This window comes from Polyangium sorediatum (assembly GCF_029946465.1).
In the GTDB taxonomy this organism is placed as follows: Bacteria; Myxococcota_A; Polyangia; order Polyangiales; family Polyangiaceae; genus Polyangium; species Polyangium fumosum.
In genome coordinates, this window is sequence record NZ_JARZHI010000081.1 from 29,225 (window position 1) to 45,023 (window position 15,799).

Here is a 15,799-nt window from a genome sequence, read left to right on the forward strand (position 1 = left end):
GATTACGTCAGATCGTGTCGTCCGGGTCGTCTTGCTTCACGGGGCGCAAGGGCGGTAGCGCGCGGCCGTGCGTGATGTCCGCGACGCGCGCGAACCAGCGCGTCGTCCACGTGGCGGCGAGATCCCGGAGTTTTTCCACGCCCTCGTCGAGCATCTCCCGCGTCGTCGTGGCGAGCGGGAAGTCTTTCTTCAGGAAATAGATGCGTTTGTCCGGGTCGAGGTGGAAATACCCTCCGCCCTGGTCGAAGAGCCCGCCGATCGCCGGATCGTTGAGCGCGCGGCCGACCTTCATGAACGCGTCGATCTGCGCCTCGGGCGCGCCGTCGCGCCACGCCTTCGCCACGAAGGCGCGCGCCACGAGCGCGTCTTTCTCTGGCTCGTGCCGGAAGCCGAATTCGCCGAACGAAATGTCCCCGTTCGCGTCGAGCTCCGCGTCGTAGCGGTTCTCCTTGCGCGCGTAGAACTGCATGAGGGCCTCGGCCCTGTCCCGCCCCGGCGGCATCGCGCTGTTCGTCGCCATCGTCGTCCCTTTGCCTTCCGCCTCGGCGTCTTACTTGTTCTTGCCGCAGCCGCAGGTGTCGCCGGTGTTCCGGTTCTGCTGCTGGTAGGCCTTGAAATAAAGATCGTCGTCGATGCCGTGGTATTCGGTCATCCCCGGCAGCCAGTGCTTGTCGAGGTTCTTGCCGTTCGTCTCGAAATCAGCCGCCTGGCCGCGCTCGCCCGAGAACGTGACGACGTTGCCGCCGCCCGCATATTGCGCGTGATTCTTCGGGTTGTCGCCGAGGCCGAACACCATCGGCGTCGCGTCGTTCACGTGCACGTAATGCGTGTACTTCGGCCCGCTGACCCATTGCGGCGCCGCGGAGCCGAAGCTCGTGACCTTGACGTTTTCGTCGAGGCCCGCGTTCGGCGAGGGAGAGCCCGCCTTCAGCGTGTTGTTCGCGTCGTAGAGCGCGAGGCTCGTGACGGCGCCGCCCTGGCTGTGCGCGAAGATCTCGACGGGGCGGCCCGATTCACGCTCGGCCACGACGAGGTCGCTCAACGTATTCACGGCGGGGTTTCGGCCGTCCGTCGTGAGATCCTTCTTGCCTGCCGCCGCCTCGCGGATGAGGCGCCGATCCTTCGAGGTCTGCTGTGCGTCCTTCGCAAAGCCCTCGGTCGCGTTGTACACGCCGACGACCGTGGCGCACGTCATGTCACCGAGCTGCTTCAGCGTCTCGCAATGCGTGGTGCGCGTGGTATTGATGCCGTTGACGTAGAAGATCGTGCGCGGAGGTTTGCCCTCGGTGCATTTCGCGCAGCAATCCTTCGTCGCCTGCGAGGTGTTCCGCGTCGGATCGTCGGGCCGATCGGGGTCGTAGGCCGAATGCGTCTGCGAACTTGGGTTGTAGCCGCTCTTTTTCGCGGCTTCGATGTCGGCCCGCATGACCTCCTGGCCTTTCTGCGTGAGCGGCACGCATTTGCCGTTCACGTAGCCGAAGATCGCGCCGTCGTGGTCGACGTCCTTGCCGGTGCACGCAATGCAAGGCTGGGCAGGGGGTTTGCCCGTGAAGTACTCCTTGGCCTTCCCATACGCGTCGCTGACGCGCTTGGCGCCGGAGTCGAGCGCGTCTTTGCCCGCGCCGACCGCGTTGTAGCCGGCGTCGGCCACGGCCCGCGTCGCGCCGCGGACCCCTTCCTTGACGCCGTCCTTGACCGCGACCGCCGCATTTCCGACGGCCTTCGCGCCGGTGACGGCCGCATTTCCGACGGCCTTCGCGCCGGTGACGGCCGCATTTCCGACGGCCTTCGCGCCGCTGACGACCGCGTTGCCGGTCGCTTTTGCGCCGCTGACGATCCCGTCGCCGACCATCTTGGCGCCACCCGTGATGGCGCCGGCCGTCTTCTGGGCCGCGTTCGAGGCCGCACCCCAAGCTCTCTGCAATAGACCGCCACCAGGCATGACTCAGGTCTCCTCGAGCGTACGAAGAAGCTTGCGCGTGAAGTCCGAGATCCACGCGGCCTTGTCACCGGACGAGAGGTGCTTGGCCGCGAGCGTCTCCGCCACGGCCGGCATCGCCGTGTCGAAATCCCCGCCGAGCGCCCAGGCCGTGATCACGTACGTCACGAGCTCGAGCTCCGTCGTGAAGCCGTGCAGCGTGCGCGCGCGATCGATCTGATCGGCGACGAAGTACTTGAGCGAAGGCCTCGGCTCCTCCCGCGCGTCCGGGAACTGCGCTTGGAGGAAGTTCACCGTGCGATCCGTGAAGCGCTCCTCCGAGGCCTTCGCGAAGGCGCGCATCTGCCCAGGCCGCAGTTTGTAGAGGAGATCCTCACGCCTGCGCGGCGCGCCCTCGACGCGGCGCTTCCAGAAGAGCGCGCCGAGGCCGTCTTCCGTGGGGATGCCGTACTCGCTCACCGGGCCGTAGAAATCGTCGAGCTCGGGCGGGGTGCAGCAGTCGAGCCACGTGACGAGCACGCGCGGATCGTAGAAGCGGAAGTTCATCTTCGTGCCCGCCGGCGACTGCACCAGGAGGTAGCGGCGGAAATGCCGCCGCACGCCTTCGAGGTTCGTGTCGGCGATCGCGAAGATGCAGAGGCTCGGATCTTCGGCGAGGCCCTCGCGCAGCCAGCTCCAGGTCGAGAGATCCACCTGGAAGAGGTACGGCGCGGCGTCGGCCCAATCGCTCGCGTCCTTGGGTTTGTAGAGACAGACCGCGGCGTGGGGGCCGGCTTGCGCCGCCTTTTCCGCGACGAACGGCGCGTCCGCCGCGTCGACCGCGGCAAACAGACGACCCGCGCGCGCGAGGCGCTCGATGTCGTCGGTGAAGGCCGCGGTCGTGACGAGGAGGGACTCGTGCTCGTTCATGCCGGTGTCCATGGCGCCTCGCTCCCCCTCAGAAGTCGCACTTGATGGGCGTGAACGGCGCAGCCGCGCGTTTCGCAGCCTTGAGCGTCAGCGCCTGGGATTTGTTGCGGATGCCGACCGCGTCGACGACGACCCCCGGCGGTTGATCGGGCGGAGGCGCGCCAGGGATGTACGGCGGCGGGACACCGCCGATGAGCACGGTCATGCAGCCGATCGCGATCGGATCGATGCCCGCGACGCCGGGGACGCCGGGCGCCTTCGCGGGCTCCTTCTTCTGTTCGGCCGGGCCGATCTCGATGTTGAACTTGAAGCCGAGGCCGGCGAGCAGCGCGCCGACCTTCGCGCCGAACCCCATGCGGAGCTTGCCGTCGCGGTAACCCGCGAACGCGCTCGCGCGCGCCTCCGCCGTGAGCAGCGCGCCCGAAGCCTCGCCGCCGATGCTGACGTCGAGGTTCACGAGCGGGATCGTGAAGGTCTTCTTGCCCGCGACCTTGCCCTCGACGACGGACGCGCCCGCGCCCGCGGCCGCCTCGCCGTAAAACGACTCGAGTTTGCCGTCCTTGACCTCGGCCTGGATGCCCGCGGTGGCGTCGGCCTTCGCCGTGAGGACCTTCGCTTCGCCGGAGACCTCGCCCCAGCCCTTCGCGTCGCCGGCCTTGCCCGAGGCCGCGAAGAGCGAGCCTTCGACCTCGGCCTTGCCGCCCGCGTTCGCCTTCATGTTGCGAACGCCTTCGAACTCGGCGGTTGCCCCGTACGAACCCTTCGTCGAGCCCGAGAAGAACTGCGCGTAGTTGTCGACGGGTTTGCCGTCGGGGCCCTTCGGGACCGTGCTCGCGCTCCAGACCTCCTTGTTGGCGCCGATGGCGACCTTGGGCTTCCACGCCTGGTCCTTCGGATCGCGGCCGTTCACGACCTGATCGATCGCTTTGTCGCCGGCCTTGTTGTTCGCCTTGTCCCAGGCGTCGCGCAGCGACTTCTCGCTGTAGTCCTCGCCGTCGGTCGCGTACTTGTTCTCCTTCGCGTACGCGCCGTCCGCCTTGAAAGTCCACTTCGCCCGGTCGGGTTTGTCCGCGCTGCCGCCGCCCACGGCGGTGGAGGGGATCATGCAGGTGCACGCGTCGCCCACGCGCGCAGCGCCGACCTTGTTGATGTAGACCGTAAGCGAGGTCTGCGTGACGGGCCCAGGGCCGTGCAGCGGGCAGACGTGTTTGTCGAGCAGGCGAGCGGCGGCCATCCCGCCGATGGTGACGTCGGGCGAACCTTCGGCGATCACGCCGCCGTGCACCGTCAGATCACCTTTGCGTGCGGCTTGCGGCATGGCGAGCTCCTAGCAGTTGATCTTCACGAACGGGCCGCCGTGGATGACGACTTCGCCGCCGGCCTTGAGGTTGATGTCCCCGTCGGCCTTGAGCGTGATCGTGGCTCCGTCGAGCACGATGGTGGCCTTGCCCGTCGTCAGCGTGATCTTGCCGTCGACCATCTCGATCATGGTCTCCTGCTTCTCGACGTCGGGGCTGCCCATGGCCTCGACCTTGAGATCCTTGGGTTTGGCCATGACGAGCGTGTACTTCGATCCGACGAGCGTGGTGTCGACGGCGCCGACGACGCTCGATCGGTTCGCCCCGACGACCATCGTGCGGTTCGCGCCGGTGCGTTCGGTCTCGTTGCGCTTGACGAGCTTCGAGAGATCACGCTGCGCCTGGACGAAGAAGAGCTCTTTGCCCGCCTTGTCCTCGAACATGATCTCGTTGAAGCCACCCGTCGTCGGCGAGCTGTTCGTCTTCCAGGTGCTCTTCGTCTTCTCGTCGGGCAGTTTGTAGGGGACGCGGTTCTTGCCGTTGTAGAGGCGGCCGACGATGACGGGTTCGTCGGGGTTGCCCTCCCAGAAGCCGACGAGTACCTCCTGGCCGATGCGCGGGATCGTCATCATGCCGTACGCGGCGCCGGCCCAGCCCTGGCTCACGCGGATCCAGCAGGTCGAGGTCTCGTCGTACTTGCCGTCGCGATCCCAATGGAACTGCACGCGCACGCGGCCGTACTCGTCGGTGTAGATCTCCTCGCCCTTCGGGCCGACGACGAACGCGCTCTGCAGGCCGTTGATCTTGGGGCGCGGCGTGCGCTGCGCGGGGCGATGCGGCACGTCGATGAACGTGGCCTCGCCGGAGAGCGTCCACTCGCCGTCGGGCGTGCCTTCGTGGATCGCTTCGAGGACGAGCAGCTTCTTGCCGGGATCGAGATCCTCGCGCGGGTGGTTGTCGATGCTGAAGATGATGCCCGGCGCGAGATCAAAGGCGTTCGCCTCGTACGACACGACGCGCTTCGTGCGGCGCTCGGCTTCGAGCAGGATGTCCGCGCGGCGCTTGCCCTCCTTGTCGTCGGTGAAGGCGCCGTGCTCGTAGACGTATTGCTCGTAGAAGTCCTCCTTCTTGGCCTTCTCGGCCTCGCCGCGGAGGACGAACTTGGGTTTTTCGAAGTCGTAGTCGCGGATCATCGCGGCGCCGGGGCGGACCTGGTGCGCGAGGTGGACGCGGCAGATCCACTCGTTGTTGCCCGGCTGGTTCGGGTTCTCCGCGTGGCGGATGGGCTTGCGCGCTTCGCCGCGCGTGGGCGCGTCGGCGAGGTGGAGCTCGCTCGCGACGTTGTTGCCCTTCAGGACCTGGCCGAACCAGTACGAGATGCCTTCTTCTTCGAGCAGGCGGCTTACGAAGGCGAAATCGGTCTCGCCGTATTGGACGCGGTACTCGTGCTCGGGGTGCGGCTCGGTGAGCTTCATCTTCGGCTCGATGCCGTACTCGCCGAGGACCTTCTTCACGATGTCGGGGATCGACATCTTCTGGAAGATGCGGTTGCCCTTGCGCTGCGTGAGCAGCCACATCGTGGGCACGATCCGGACGAGGTAGGTGGAGAGCCCGAGCGAGGTGCCCGTCGGCGGCTCGACGTCGATCTGCTCGGCGTGGCTGACGACGCCGGTCCAGCCGCGCGGCACGTTCAAGTTGCCAATCGCGAGCAGGCCGCCGGCCTTGCCGACGAGCGATTCGAGGTCGATGTCCTCCTTCGGCGAGCGCGCGACGACGTTGGCGCTGAAGAGCGTCGAGATGCCCTCGTGCACCGAGAAGTGCCGCACCGAGAGGCTCTGCTCGCCGGACTCGAAGGAGAGATCGAGGATCGCCATTGGCCCAGCCTACGAAAAGGCGGGCGAGACATGCAAGAGGGCCGGGCCACGCAAAGGCATATCGACACCCCGCGTCATGCCGGTGGAAGGCGCTTGCCGTGAAAAATGCTGCCGGTGGTGTAGGTGGGCGTGGCCGGGCCCGCCATCACGCGGAGGCCGTGGTCCCGCATGCCGAGGCGGCAAAGGGATCGGCTGGATCAGCGGGCCGCGTCGCGGAGCTGTTTCTTGAACGTGAGGCGGACGATGGGGACGATGGTGGGGTCGTTCTGGATTTCGCGTTCGAATTGGAGGACGTCGTGGTACCCGCAGCGGCTCTGGCCGGGGTATTCGCGGCAGGCCTGCGGGCGGCCTTCGTAGATGGTGCAGCCGCGCGTGTCGGGGTGGAGGAATTTGCAGGCCTTGCCGAAGAAAGGATCTTTCTTGCGGCGGAGGATGCGGCCGCCGAAGCGGTGCACCGTGAAGCGCTTTTCGGCGGCCTCGCGGGTGAGGCCGAAATGGGAGGCGAGACGCTTGACGTCCCGGGCCGTCACCTCGACGCGCTCGTAGATGGAGCAGCAAAATGCCACGCACTTGTTGCAATCGTATTGAACGCGCGTTCGTCCGGCGGCCACGGCTGACTCCAGGGAGAATTGGAATTGGTTGGATGCCGCGTCCCCTGACGAGGCGGCGCGAGTCTAGGCGCATCGAAGGCCCAGGTCGAGGGGTCTGCAGGGGTTCGTCCAGGCAGGCGACGTGAGCATGACCACGCATTCAACGCGTGGGGCCACGCTCGGACAAGCCGAGCTGCGCCCCCAAACCCCGCTCGGGACGAACCCATCCCGCTCGGGGCGGTCTCCCGCGTGTCCGGAGCGGCCAGGAATGTGTGTAGTCTCTCAATTCGCCGTGGCGGGGTCGAATGCGGGCGCTACCTTTCGTGAACTCACGCGGAGGTGCTGTTCATGCGGGTTTTCTTGGGCGCCGCTCCGCTTGTCTTGCTGCTTGCGTGCTCGCGCCCGGCTTCGCCCGAGGATCGCGGCACGTCGGCCGAGGCGCTGTCCGGGCCGCCGCGAATGCAGAGCCTCGCGTCCGTCGGGCCCGTGAAGGCGAGGCCGGCCCCGCCCCCGGGCGGGCGGCGATTCCGGGTGTCGCCGTCGGGGAAAGACGCGAACGATTGCTCGGAGCGCAATCCGTGCCGGGAGATCCAGCGAGGCATTTCCCTCGCGACGGCGCCGGGCGACGTGCTGCTCGTGGAAGACGGAGAATATGCGCGCTTCACCGCGGACGGGCTGCGAGGCGAGCCGGGCCGGCCCATCACGATCTTCGCGGTCGGCAGGCGCGCGGTCGTCCGCCCGGACCCGAATTGCAAGAACCAGAATGCTTGTCGGGACAACATCATTCTTCGGAAATCCCACCACGTCGTCCTCGACGGGCTCTCGTCGTCCGGCGCGCCGCGCGCCGCGGTGGCCGTGTTTTACGGGACGAACGTGACGATCCGGAACGGGACGTTCCTCGACAACGGGCGGTGGGGGATCTTTTCGTCGTTCGTGGACGACATGACGGTCGAGAACAACGAGATCCGGCGGAGCCGACGCGAGCACGGGATCTATCTGTCGAACAGCGGCGACAGGCCCGCGATCCGCGCGAACGTGCTGCGCGAAAACGACGGCTGCGGCGTCCAGATCAACGCCGACATGCGCGAGCGGCCCGAGACGGACAAGTACGGCAAGAGTTTTTACGATGGCGTGGCCGACGGGCTCGTGACCGGCGCCGCGATCGAGCGAAACCTGATCTTCGGCAACGGCGGGGGCGCGCTCGCGAACAACAAGAAGCGGAAAGGCGCGGGGATCAACCTCGACGGCGTGCAGGACTCGATCGTGCAGGGGAACGTGCTCTACGACAATGCAGCGTCGGGCATCGTGGCCTTCGGCGACGCCGACGGAATGGAGCAGGACGCGGAGGAAGACGGGGACGGGCGCGCCGGTCCAAAGGGGCTCTCGATCGTGCACAACACGGTGGTGATGCCCGAGGGGGCGCGAAACGCGCTGCAGCTCCGATTGAGCACGGGGCCGAACGTGGTGCGGAACAACATCCTGTTCCACCGCGACGCCCGCCGCGCGGGGCTCGAGCTCGTGACGGAGAAAGACGCGAAGCTCGTGGAGAGCGACGGAAATGTCCTCGATCGGGTGGCCATCGGGGAACAGGTGCGGTCGCTCTCCGATTGGCGAAAGCAGCTCGGCAAGGACGGGCAATCGCTCTCCCTGCCGCTCGCGCGGCTCTTCGTGGATCCGTCGCGGGGCGATTACACGCTCTTGCCCGCGTCGCCGGCGGCGCGGGCCGCGACGGCGGATCCGGTGGACGACCACCGGGATTTCATGGGGAAATCACGCATGCGGCGGGAGAAGGGGCACAGCATCGGGGCCTGCGAGGTGGCGCCCTCGGAGGCCCCGGAGATCAAGGCGTCGCCAGTCGAACCACGCGCTCACCAGCGATGAGGACGAGGTCCTTGCCGTCGACGGTGACGGCGCGGACGCCGCGCGGCGCGACGGAGAGGGGCGGCGCGCCCTCGCTCGCGAGGCGGCCCGGCGCGCCGCTGCCAAAGACGTGTGCAAAGAGGCTCGAAGGTCCGATCGTGCCATTCGCGTCGGGCTCGACGACGACGAGCGTGTGGCCGAAATCGTTCGCGATGACGAGCTCGCCCGTGGGCAGGAAGGTGAGGTCGCTCGGGCGGTTGAGGCGCAGGTCGGCGAGGGCGCCGGGCTTGGCGACGCCATACCGCTGGCTGTCGCCGGTGATGACGTTTTCCGCCGTGAAGGGGCCCGCCGCGGGGATGCGGCGCACGGCGTTCGAATCGTACGAGGCCACGTAAAGATCGCCGTTCGGCGCGAAGGCGACGCCGCTGATGTTCGGGCCGAGGCTGAGCGGAACATCGTCGATGTAGCCGGGCTGGAGCGTGACGCCGAAGGTGGTGAGGGGCTGGTTCGTGATGTTGATGATGCGGAGGTAGTTCGAATCGGCGAAGTAGAGCGCGCCGCTCGGGCCGACGACGGCCTTGCCCGCGCCCGTGTTGATGGCGACGCGCGAGGTCGCGGCGACGCCCGCGGCCTGCTGCTCGGCCGTCGTGGCGGCGCGGCCGTCGCCCGCGACGACGGAGAGCAGGCCCGTCGCGAGGTCGACCTTCGCGACGCGCGGCAAGCTCGCTTCGAGCAGATAAAGCGCGCCGCCCGCGACCTCGACGCCGCGCAGGGTGGCGAGATCGGAGGCCGTAGCCATGCCGTTCGGGCCGATGGTGTTGCCGGTGTAGCCCGTGCCCGCGAGGGGCGAGAGCAGGTTCGTCGTGCGATCGTGCGCCACGACGCGCGCATCCGAGGTGTAGACGTAACGGTTGTTCGCCGCGTCGACGCGGATGGAGCTCAGGCTGTTCAGCGCGCGGAGCGAGAGCCCGGGGAGATTGTCGACCTTGCTCGGGCCGATGCCGGCGACGGCCTCGACGAGGCCGGGATTGCCCGCGGCGTCGAAGAGGACGCGGCGCAGGCGGCCCTCGGTGAGGACGAGGAGCGAGCCGTTTCGATCGACGAAGGGGCGCGAGAAGAGCGCGAACGCGGCGCTCTTGGCGGGGCCGCCGTCGCCCGCATATCCGGCGTTCGGGATGGCCTTGCCGGCGGTCCAGCTCCCGGCGACGAAATCGACGCAGTCGTTCTCGTCGAGCGCCGTCGCTTGGCTGCCGCCCGCAGGTCGAACGCGGCGCACGAGGCCGTGGCGGCTGCCGAGGAGCAGGTCGCCGCGGATGGGATCGACGACGGCGCCGCGGTTGATGCCGAGCGACGTGGTGATCGCAGGGCAGCCCTCGGCGGGCAGGCTCGAATTGTTGCCGCCGCCCGCGAGGTGCACGCTCTCGACGTACATCGGATCGCCCACCGGCGGTCGAGTCGCAGGGATCTTGCGGACCTGGAGCGACGTCGTCGTGTAGATGCTGTTCTCGGCGTCGAGCGTCACGGTGAGCGGGTTGACGGCGCCGATGTTCGCGATTTGTTCGACCGCGTCGGCCGCGATCGTGACGCCCCAGGCCGTCGTGGCCGTGCCCGTGGTGTTGATCGCGCGGATCGTGCCGTTGTTGTTGTCCGCGACGAGCAGGATGGCCCCGTCGGCCGTGAAGGCGAGGTCGCTGATGCCGTTGAAGCTCGCGCTCAGGCGGTTGCCGCCGTTGCCGCCGTTGCCGCTCGACGCGGTGCCGGCGTAGTCCGTGACGGTGCCGTCGGTGCGCTTGGCGCGGAAGATGCGGAAGCCCGTGGCGAAATACGCGTCCTGCGTGACGGGGTGGATCGCGACGGCGGCGACGCCCTCGGGCGCCTGCGCGACGGTCTGGATGGTCTTCGGCTGGATCGTCTTGCCGAACATCGTGACGGGCGCGGCGCCGTTGTTGAGGACGCGGACGCGCTTGCGATCGGCGATGTAATAGTTGTTGGCCGCGTCGGTCGTGACGAACTCGCCTTCGAGAGAGGCGAGCAAGGGATCCCCGCCGTCGCCGATCTCGGTCTCCTCGGGGCCGCCGCCGGCGAGGATCGTGTACTCCCCCGTGACGCCGAAGACGCCGGCGTTCGTGGTTTGTCCGGCCGAATCGATCAAGATCTCGGCCGGGCCGAAGTCGACCGTCGGGACCTCGACGACGAGCCGATTCGGCTCGGCCGAGAGGACGACGGCCTCCACGCCGTCGAAGGTGACCTTGTTCATCGCGGCGCCCGCGGCGAAGCCCGTGCCGCGGAGGACGAGCGCGCTGCCGGGCGCGCCGCCGGCCGGGGTCGTGTCGAGCACGGAGAGCACGGGCGTGCTGCCCGTGATCGTGGCGGCGACGTAGCTCCGCGCGGGCAAGCGGCCCGTGGCGGCGAGCTGGATCGGGCCGGTGACGGCGTCCGCGGGGACGGTCACGACGACCTGCGTGCCGGCCGCGTTGATCGAGGTGACGGTCGCGGGCGCGGCGGCGCCGGAGAAGGTGACGGCGAGGTCCGCGGGCTGAAGGCCGACGAAGCCGGCGCCGGTGAGGGTGAGGCTCTCGCCGGGCGCGTGGGCCGCGTCGAAGCCCGTGACCGCGAGCTCGGCGGGGATCGACGCGTCGGTGATCGTGAGGGGGAGCCAGTTCGAGCGCAGGCCGTTGATCTCGATCGCGACGGCGCCGGTCGCGAGCGTGGACTCGGAGTTGCCGACGCCGAGCGCGAAGGCGAGGTCGCCGGAGCCCGCCTGGTTCGTGACGATCTTGCGGCGCGTACCGCTGCGGCCCGGGATCGCGAGCTGGTTTGCCTCGACGGACGCCGGATCGAAGCCGAGGCCCTGGACCTTCAGCGTGGAGGAGAGCTTAGCCTGCGTGACGTCGGTCGACGCGGCGACGGGCAGGTGGGTGAAGCCCGGGGAGAACGTGGCTTGGGGCTGGCCGTTGAGGGTGACCGTGACGATGCGGGTGCGGGCGACGGCGGCGGGCGTGGTGACGCTGAGCGTGCCGTCGTCGAGGACCATGACGTCGGCGGCCGGGACGTTGCCGAAGAGGACGCCGATGGTGCCGACGAAGCCATAGCCGCTGATCGTGACGAGCTCGCCGCCCGCGGCGCTGCCGGCGGCCGGTTGCATGCCGAGGATGTTGACGGCCGGCTCGACCTCGATCGTGTAGTCCTGCTTCGCGTTTTGCCCGTCGGGGCCCGTGGCCACGAGCGAGACGGTCTGCGGCCCTTCCTGGCCGGCGGCGGGCGTCCACGTGACTGCGCCCGTCGCGGGGTCGACCTGCATGCCGTCTGGCTTGGTCGCGAGCGTGTAGGTGATCGTGTCGCCGGGAAGGGCGTTTTCCTGAACGGCCTGCGACGCGTACACGTACGGGTCCCCGATGCGCGCGACGAGCACCGGCATCGTGGTGAACGAGACCGGGCCGCGCATCTCTTCCTGTCCACCGGAGCCGCCGGCGCCGCCCATGCCGCCGCCGCCCATGCCTCCGTTGCCGCCGTTGCCGCCGTTGCCGCCGATTCCGCCGTTGCCGCCCGCACCGCCGCTGCCCGCGGGGTTTGTCGTGCCGGTGGTCGCCGACGAGTCGTCGGAGCAGCCCGTCGCGAAGGCGGCGAGCGGGAGGCTGATCAGGAACGCAATCGAGAGTCGGCTTTTCGCGCGGAAACGCATGGCGAGCTCCTCCTGTGATGAAAGGGGAAGAATCGAGGAGGATAGAGCGGGAGCCCGCGCTGCGAAAGAGGGGAGGGGAGCGGCGATCCGTCAACCCTCTGACAGGATCGTCAGGCCCCGCGAACGATCTTCACGACGGCGGCGAAGTGCATCGCGGCGGCAATGACGGTGCAGGCGTGGAAGACCTCGTGGTAGCCGAAGACGCCGACGACGGGGTTCGGGCGCCTCGATGCGTAGGCCAGGGCGCCGGCGGTGTAAACGATGCCTCCGCCGAAGAGCAGAACGAACTGCGTGGTATCGAGGGCGCGCCCCACGGCGCTCAGAAACGGCACGATGCACCAGCCGGCGGCGACGGCGATGGCGGCGGTCACCCATTTCGGCGATCCGGACCAGAAGACCGATTTGAGGATGCCGACGGCGGCACACGCCCACGCCAATGTGCAAAGCCTCGTCCCGTCCCCGGGGCCCAGGGCGATCAAGGCGACGGGCGTGTACGTGCCCGCAATGAGGACGAAGATGGCCGCGTGGTCGAGGCGACGCATCCGCAGGCGCGCCTGCGGGCTCCAGTTGACGCGGTGGTACGTCGCGCTGACCGAAAAGAGGGTGAGCAGGCTGAGGCTGTAGACCCCGGCGGCCACCGAGCGGCGCATCCCGGCGGTGATGCATACGAGCGCCACCCCCGCGACGAGCGCGACCACGGCCGCCCACTGGTGGATGACGCCCCGGAGCCGGGGCTTCTCGGAATGGGGTTCGAAGCCGTTCGCAGGCGATGCAAGCAAGTCGTCGTTCATGCGGGGGCCTTCTCTGGGTCAGCGGCTACGCGTTTCGCCGAAGGTAACGTGGATAGGAACGCGTAGGCAAGGCGCAAACGGTCACGTGTTGCTGGGGCGATCATGACCAAAAAGTGACCGCAAATGCCATGGCTTCACGCTTGCTCGGGCGACCCTCATTGACGAGATCGCCGCCGGTGGGTAGGGTCCGCGCCATGCACGAAGCGAAGGTTCGAGGGGAGAGGCAACGATCGTATGCACGCTGGTGGGGATTTTCATCGTTTGTAATGGCGCTCGTCGCGCTCGGGGCTTGCGAAGGCAACGAGGCCACGGAGATGCCCGGCGCGTCCCTCCCCGAGCCGGAGGATGCGGCCGCCGAGCCGCTCCGCGCGAACCTTCGAGCGCAGTTTCCCGGGCAGGTCGGGGAGGTGCTTCGGTCGTCTCCCTTCGAAGCCGACGAGGCCGGTTATCGTCGGCGCCTGCCCCGGGGGGCCGGCGCAGGGGACGATCTGAGCGTCGCGCTCCCGCGGGAGGGCGAGGGCGCAGTACGTTTTCGGGCCCCCGACGGCTTCGAGATCCTGGTGCGCGAAGAAGGCACGAGCGGCCGCGCATTCACGGTCGATGATGCCGTCGCATATCCACGCCGGGGCGGCACGGCCCTCTGGGTCGCCGGCGCGGGCGGCGTCGAGGAATGGCTCGTGATCGAGGCCGATCACGCCGCGCCGGGCGAGGCGATCGGCGCGTGGCGCGTGGATGGGGCCGAGGCGCGAAACGATGCTTCGGGTATTCATTTCTTCGATCCGGCCGGCCGGGCGCGCCTCCACGTCACCGCGCCGCGCGCCTTTTCGGAGGGCGGTCATCCGATCGGCGTGCGCCTCGCGCTCGACGGCGCGACGATCAAGCTCTACCTCGAAGAGGCGCCGCCACCCGGCGCGGCGCTGCTCGTTGATCCCGCGTGGACCACGATCGCGCCGATGAACACGCCGCGCGAGAGCCACGCGGCCTCGCTGCTCGTGAATGGCAAGGTCCTCGTGACCGGCGGTTTTTCGGTCGGCGACGTGGCCACGAAATTCGCCGAGCTTTATGACCCGGCGACGAACCTGTGGAGCTTCACGGGCTCCATGAAGGATGCGCGGTACGCCCATTCGTCGACGAGGCTCGCCGATGGCCGGGTGCTCGTCACGGGTGGCCTGAGCAGCATCTTCGGGAGCCTCGCGGCCGCCGAGACCTTTGATCCCGCGACGGGCACGTTCACCCCGGCGGGCGTCATGTCGATCACGCGTTACTCGCATCGCGCCGCGCTCCTCGCCAATGGCCGCGTGCTCGTCACGGGCGGCGCCAACGCCTCGACCGAGCTGTACGATCCGGCCACGAATGCCTGGTCGGCCGGCCCCGCGATGAATTATCCGCGCGAGGCGCACGCGCTCGTCACGCTGGCGAGCGGAAAGGTGCTGGCGATCGGCGGCGCGGGCCTCTCGGGCGCCTCGTTGACCGCGGAGGCCTACGATCCGGCGATGAACACCTGGAGCCTCACGGGCCCGCTCGACGTGGCGCATGCCTACAATACGGCGGTGCTCCTCGGCAATGGCAAGGCGCTCACCTGCGGCAACACCGATTCCCAAGCCTTCTGCGAGCTCTACGATCCTGCCACGAACGCGTGGATGCTCACCGGCTCCCTGGTCAAAGGCCGCTACGCGCACAGCATGACGCTCCTGCCCACGGGCAAGGTGCTCGTCGCGGGCGGCGTCGGCCCCTCGTCCCTGACGAGCGCCGAGCTCTACGATCCGAGCACCGGCGCGTGGTCCACGACCGCATCGCTCGGCCTCGCCCGCGGCTACCACACGGCGACCCTGCTGCAAAATGGCTCCGTGCTCGTCGCCGGCGGCGATCCGCCGAACGTGCTCTACACGGCGAACGCCGAGATCTATACCTCGACGACCCCGATCGCATGCAATGGTGCGGCGGACTGCGCGAACGGGCTCTGCGTCGATGGATATTGCTGCGACTCCGCGTGTGGTGGGGGCGCCGCGAACGACTGCCAGGCGTGCAACGTCCCGGGGGCGCAGGGCCTCTGCACCCCGATCGCCGCGGGCACGACGTGCCGAGCGGCTGCGTCTGCGTGCGACGCGCCCGAGACGTGCAATGGCGTCGCGACGACCTGCCCCGTGGATGCCGCGCAGCCGAACGGCACGGGCTGCAACGATGGCAACGCATGCACGCAGAACGATACGTGCATGAGCGGCGCGTGTTCGCCCGGCAGCCCCATCGTGTGCGTGCCCCTCGACGCATGCCACATCGCGGGCATGTGCAATCCCATGACCGGCGTATGCTCGAATCCCTCGAAAGCGGATGGCAGCGCGTGCAACGACGGCAATGCGTGCACGAAGACCGATCAATGCGCGGCCGGCGTGTGCACGGGCATGGCCCCCGTCGAGTGTGCGCCGCTCGACGCATGCCACGAGGCGGGCACCTGCAATCCGGCGAGCGGCATGTGCTCGAATCCCGCGAAAGCGGACGGCAGCGCGTGCGATGACGGAAGCGCGTGCACGAAAACCGATCAATGCACGGCCGGCGTGTGCACAGGTATGGCCCCGGTCGAATGCGCGCCGCTCGACGCATGCCATGAGGCCGGCACCTGCAATGCAATGAGCGGCATGTGCTCGAACCCCGCGAAGCCCGATGGCACGCCGTGCCCGGGTGGCGTGTGCGTCGACGGTGCGTGCATGATGGATCCGAGCGGCGCGGGCGGCTCCGGCGGTGCGGGCGGAGCCGGCGGCGCGGGTGGCAATGGCGGCGCGGGTGGAGCCGGCGGCTCGGGCGGCAATGGCGGCGCGGGCGGAGCCGGCGGCGCGGGCGGCAATGGCGGCAATGGCGGCG

9 protein-coding genes and 1 pseudogene are annotated in these 15,799 nt (G+C 68.7%); 2 read left to right on the top strand and 8 right to left on the bottom strand.

Going from position 1 to position 15,799, the window contains the following annotated elements; translation table 11 throughout:
- Window positions 1-7 precede the first annotated feature (7 nt).
- The 6 genes from QHF89_RS43400 to QHF89_RS43425 all read right to left on the bottom strand — a co-directional run bounded on the left by QHF89_RS43400 (window position 8) and on the right by QHF89_RS43425 (window position 6,631).
- Window positions 8-520 carry a type III secretion system chaperone gene (locus QHF89_RS43400; protein WP_136968932.1) on the bottom strand — a complete coding sequence of 171 codons (513 nt, stop codon included), beginning with the start codon at window positions 518-520 and terminating at the stop codon, window positions 8-10.
- A gap of 30 nt (window positions 521-550) precedes the next feature.
- A complete protein-coding gene (locus QHF89_RS43405; RefSeq protein WP_136968931.1) occupies window positions 551-1,942 on the bottom strand; it encodes a hypothetical protein in 1,392 nt (463 codons plus the stop codon).
- 3 nt (window positions 1,943-1,945) lie between these two features.
- A complete protein-coding gene (locus QHF89_RS43410; protein WP_136968930.1) occupies window positions 1,946-2,860 on the bottom strand; it encodes a DUF4123 domain-containing protein in 915 nt (304 codons plus the stop codon).
- Between the two features lie 16 nt (window positions 2,861-2,876).
- A complete protein-coding gene (locus tag QHF89_RS43415; protein ID WP_284721702.1) occupies window positions 2,877-4,166 on the bottom strand; it encodes a PAAR domain-containing protein in 1,290 nt (429 codons plus the stop codon).
- Between the two features lie 9 nt (window positions 4,167-4,175).
- Window positions 4,176-6,020: a type VI secretion system Vgr family protein gene (locus QHF89_RS43420; protein WP_136968929.1), complete on the bottom strand. Its 1,845-nt coding sequence runs from the start codon at window positions 6,018-6,020 to the stop codon at window positions 4,176-4,178.
- Window positions 6,021-6,217: 197 nt separating this feature from the next.
- Entirely contained in the window at window positions 6,218-6,631 is a 414-nt protein-coding gene (locus QHF89_RS43425; RefSeq protein ID WP_284721703.1) for a YkgJ family cysteine cluster protein, read from the bottom strand.
- A 327-nt stretch (window positions 6,632-6,958) separates the two neighbouring features.
- On the opposite strand from QHF89_RS43425, the gene QHF89_RS43430 reads away from it, so the two are divergent.
- Complete coding sequence (locus tag QHF89_RS43430; RefSeq protein WP_136968927.1) at window positions 6,959-8,491, top strand: right-handed parallel beta-helix repeat-containing protein; 1,533 nt, start codon at window positions 6,959-6,961, stop codon at window positions 8,489-8,491.
- On the opposite strand, the gene QHF89_RS43435 is transcribed toward QHF89_RS43430, so the two are convergent.
- Complete coding sequence (locus QHF89_RS43435; protein ID WP_284721704.1) at window positions 8,451-12,152, bottom strand: IPT/TIG domain-containing protein; 3,702 nt, start codon at window positions 12,150-12,152, stop codon at window positions 8,451-8,453. The two genes, QHF89_RS43430 and QHF89_RS43435, sit on opposite strands and share 41 nt — an antisense overlap.
- Window positions 12,153-12,262: 110 nt before the next feature.
- On the bottom strand, window positions 12,263-12,943 hold the full coding sequence (gene trhA / locus QHF89_RS43440) for a PAQR family membrane homeostasis protein TrhA (RefSeq protein WP_136968924.1): 681 nt from the start codon (window positions 12,941-12,943) through the stop codon (window positions 12,263-12,265).
- 194 nt (window positions 12,944-13,137) lie between these two features.
- Here trhA and QHF89_RS43445 point away from each other — a divergent pair.
- Window positions 13,138-15,799: pseudogene (locus QHF89_RS43445) on the top strand (tRNA wybutosine-synthesizing protein 4 beta-propeller domain-containing protein); the annotation flags it as partial.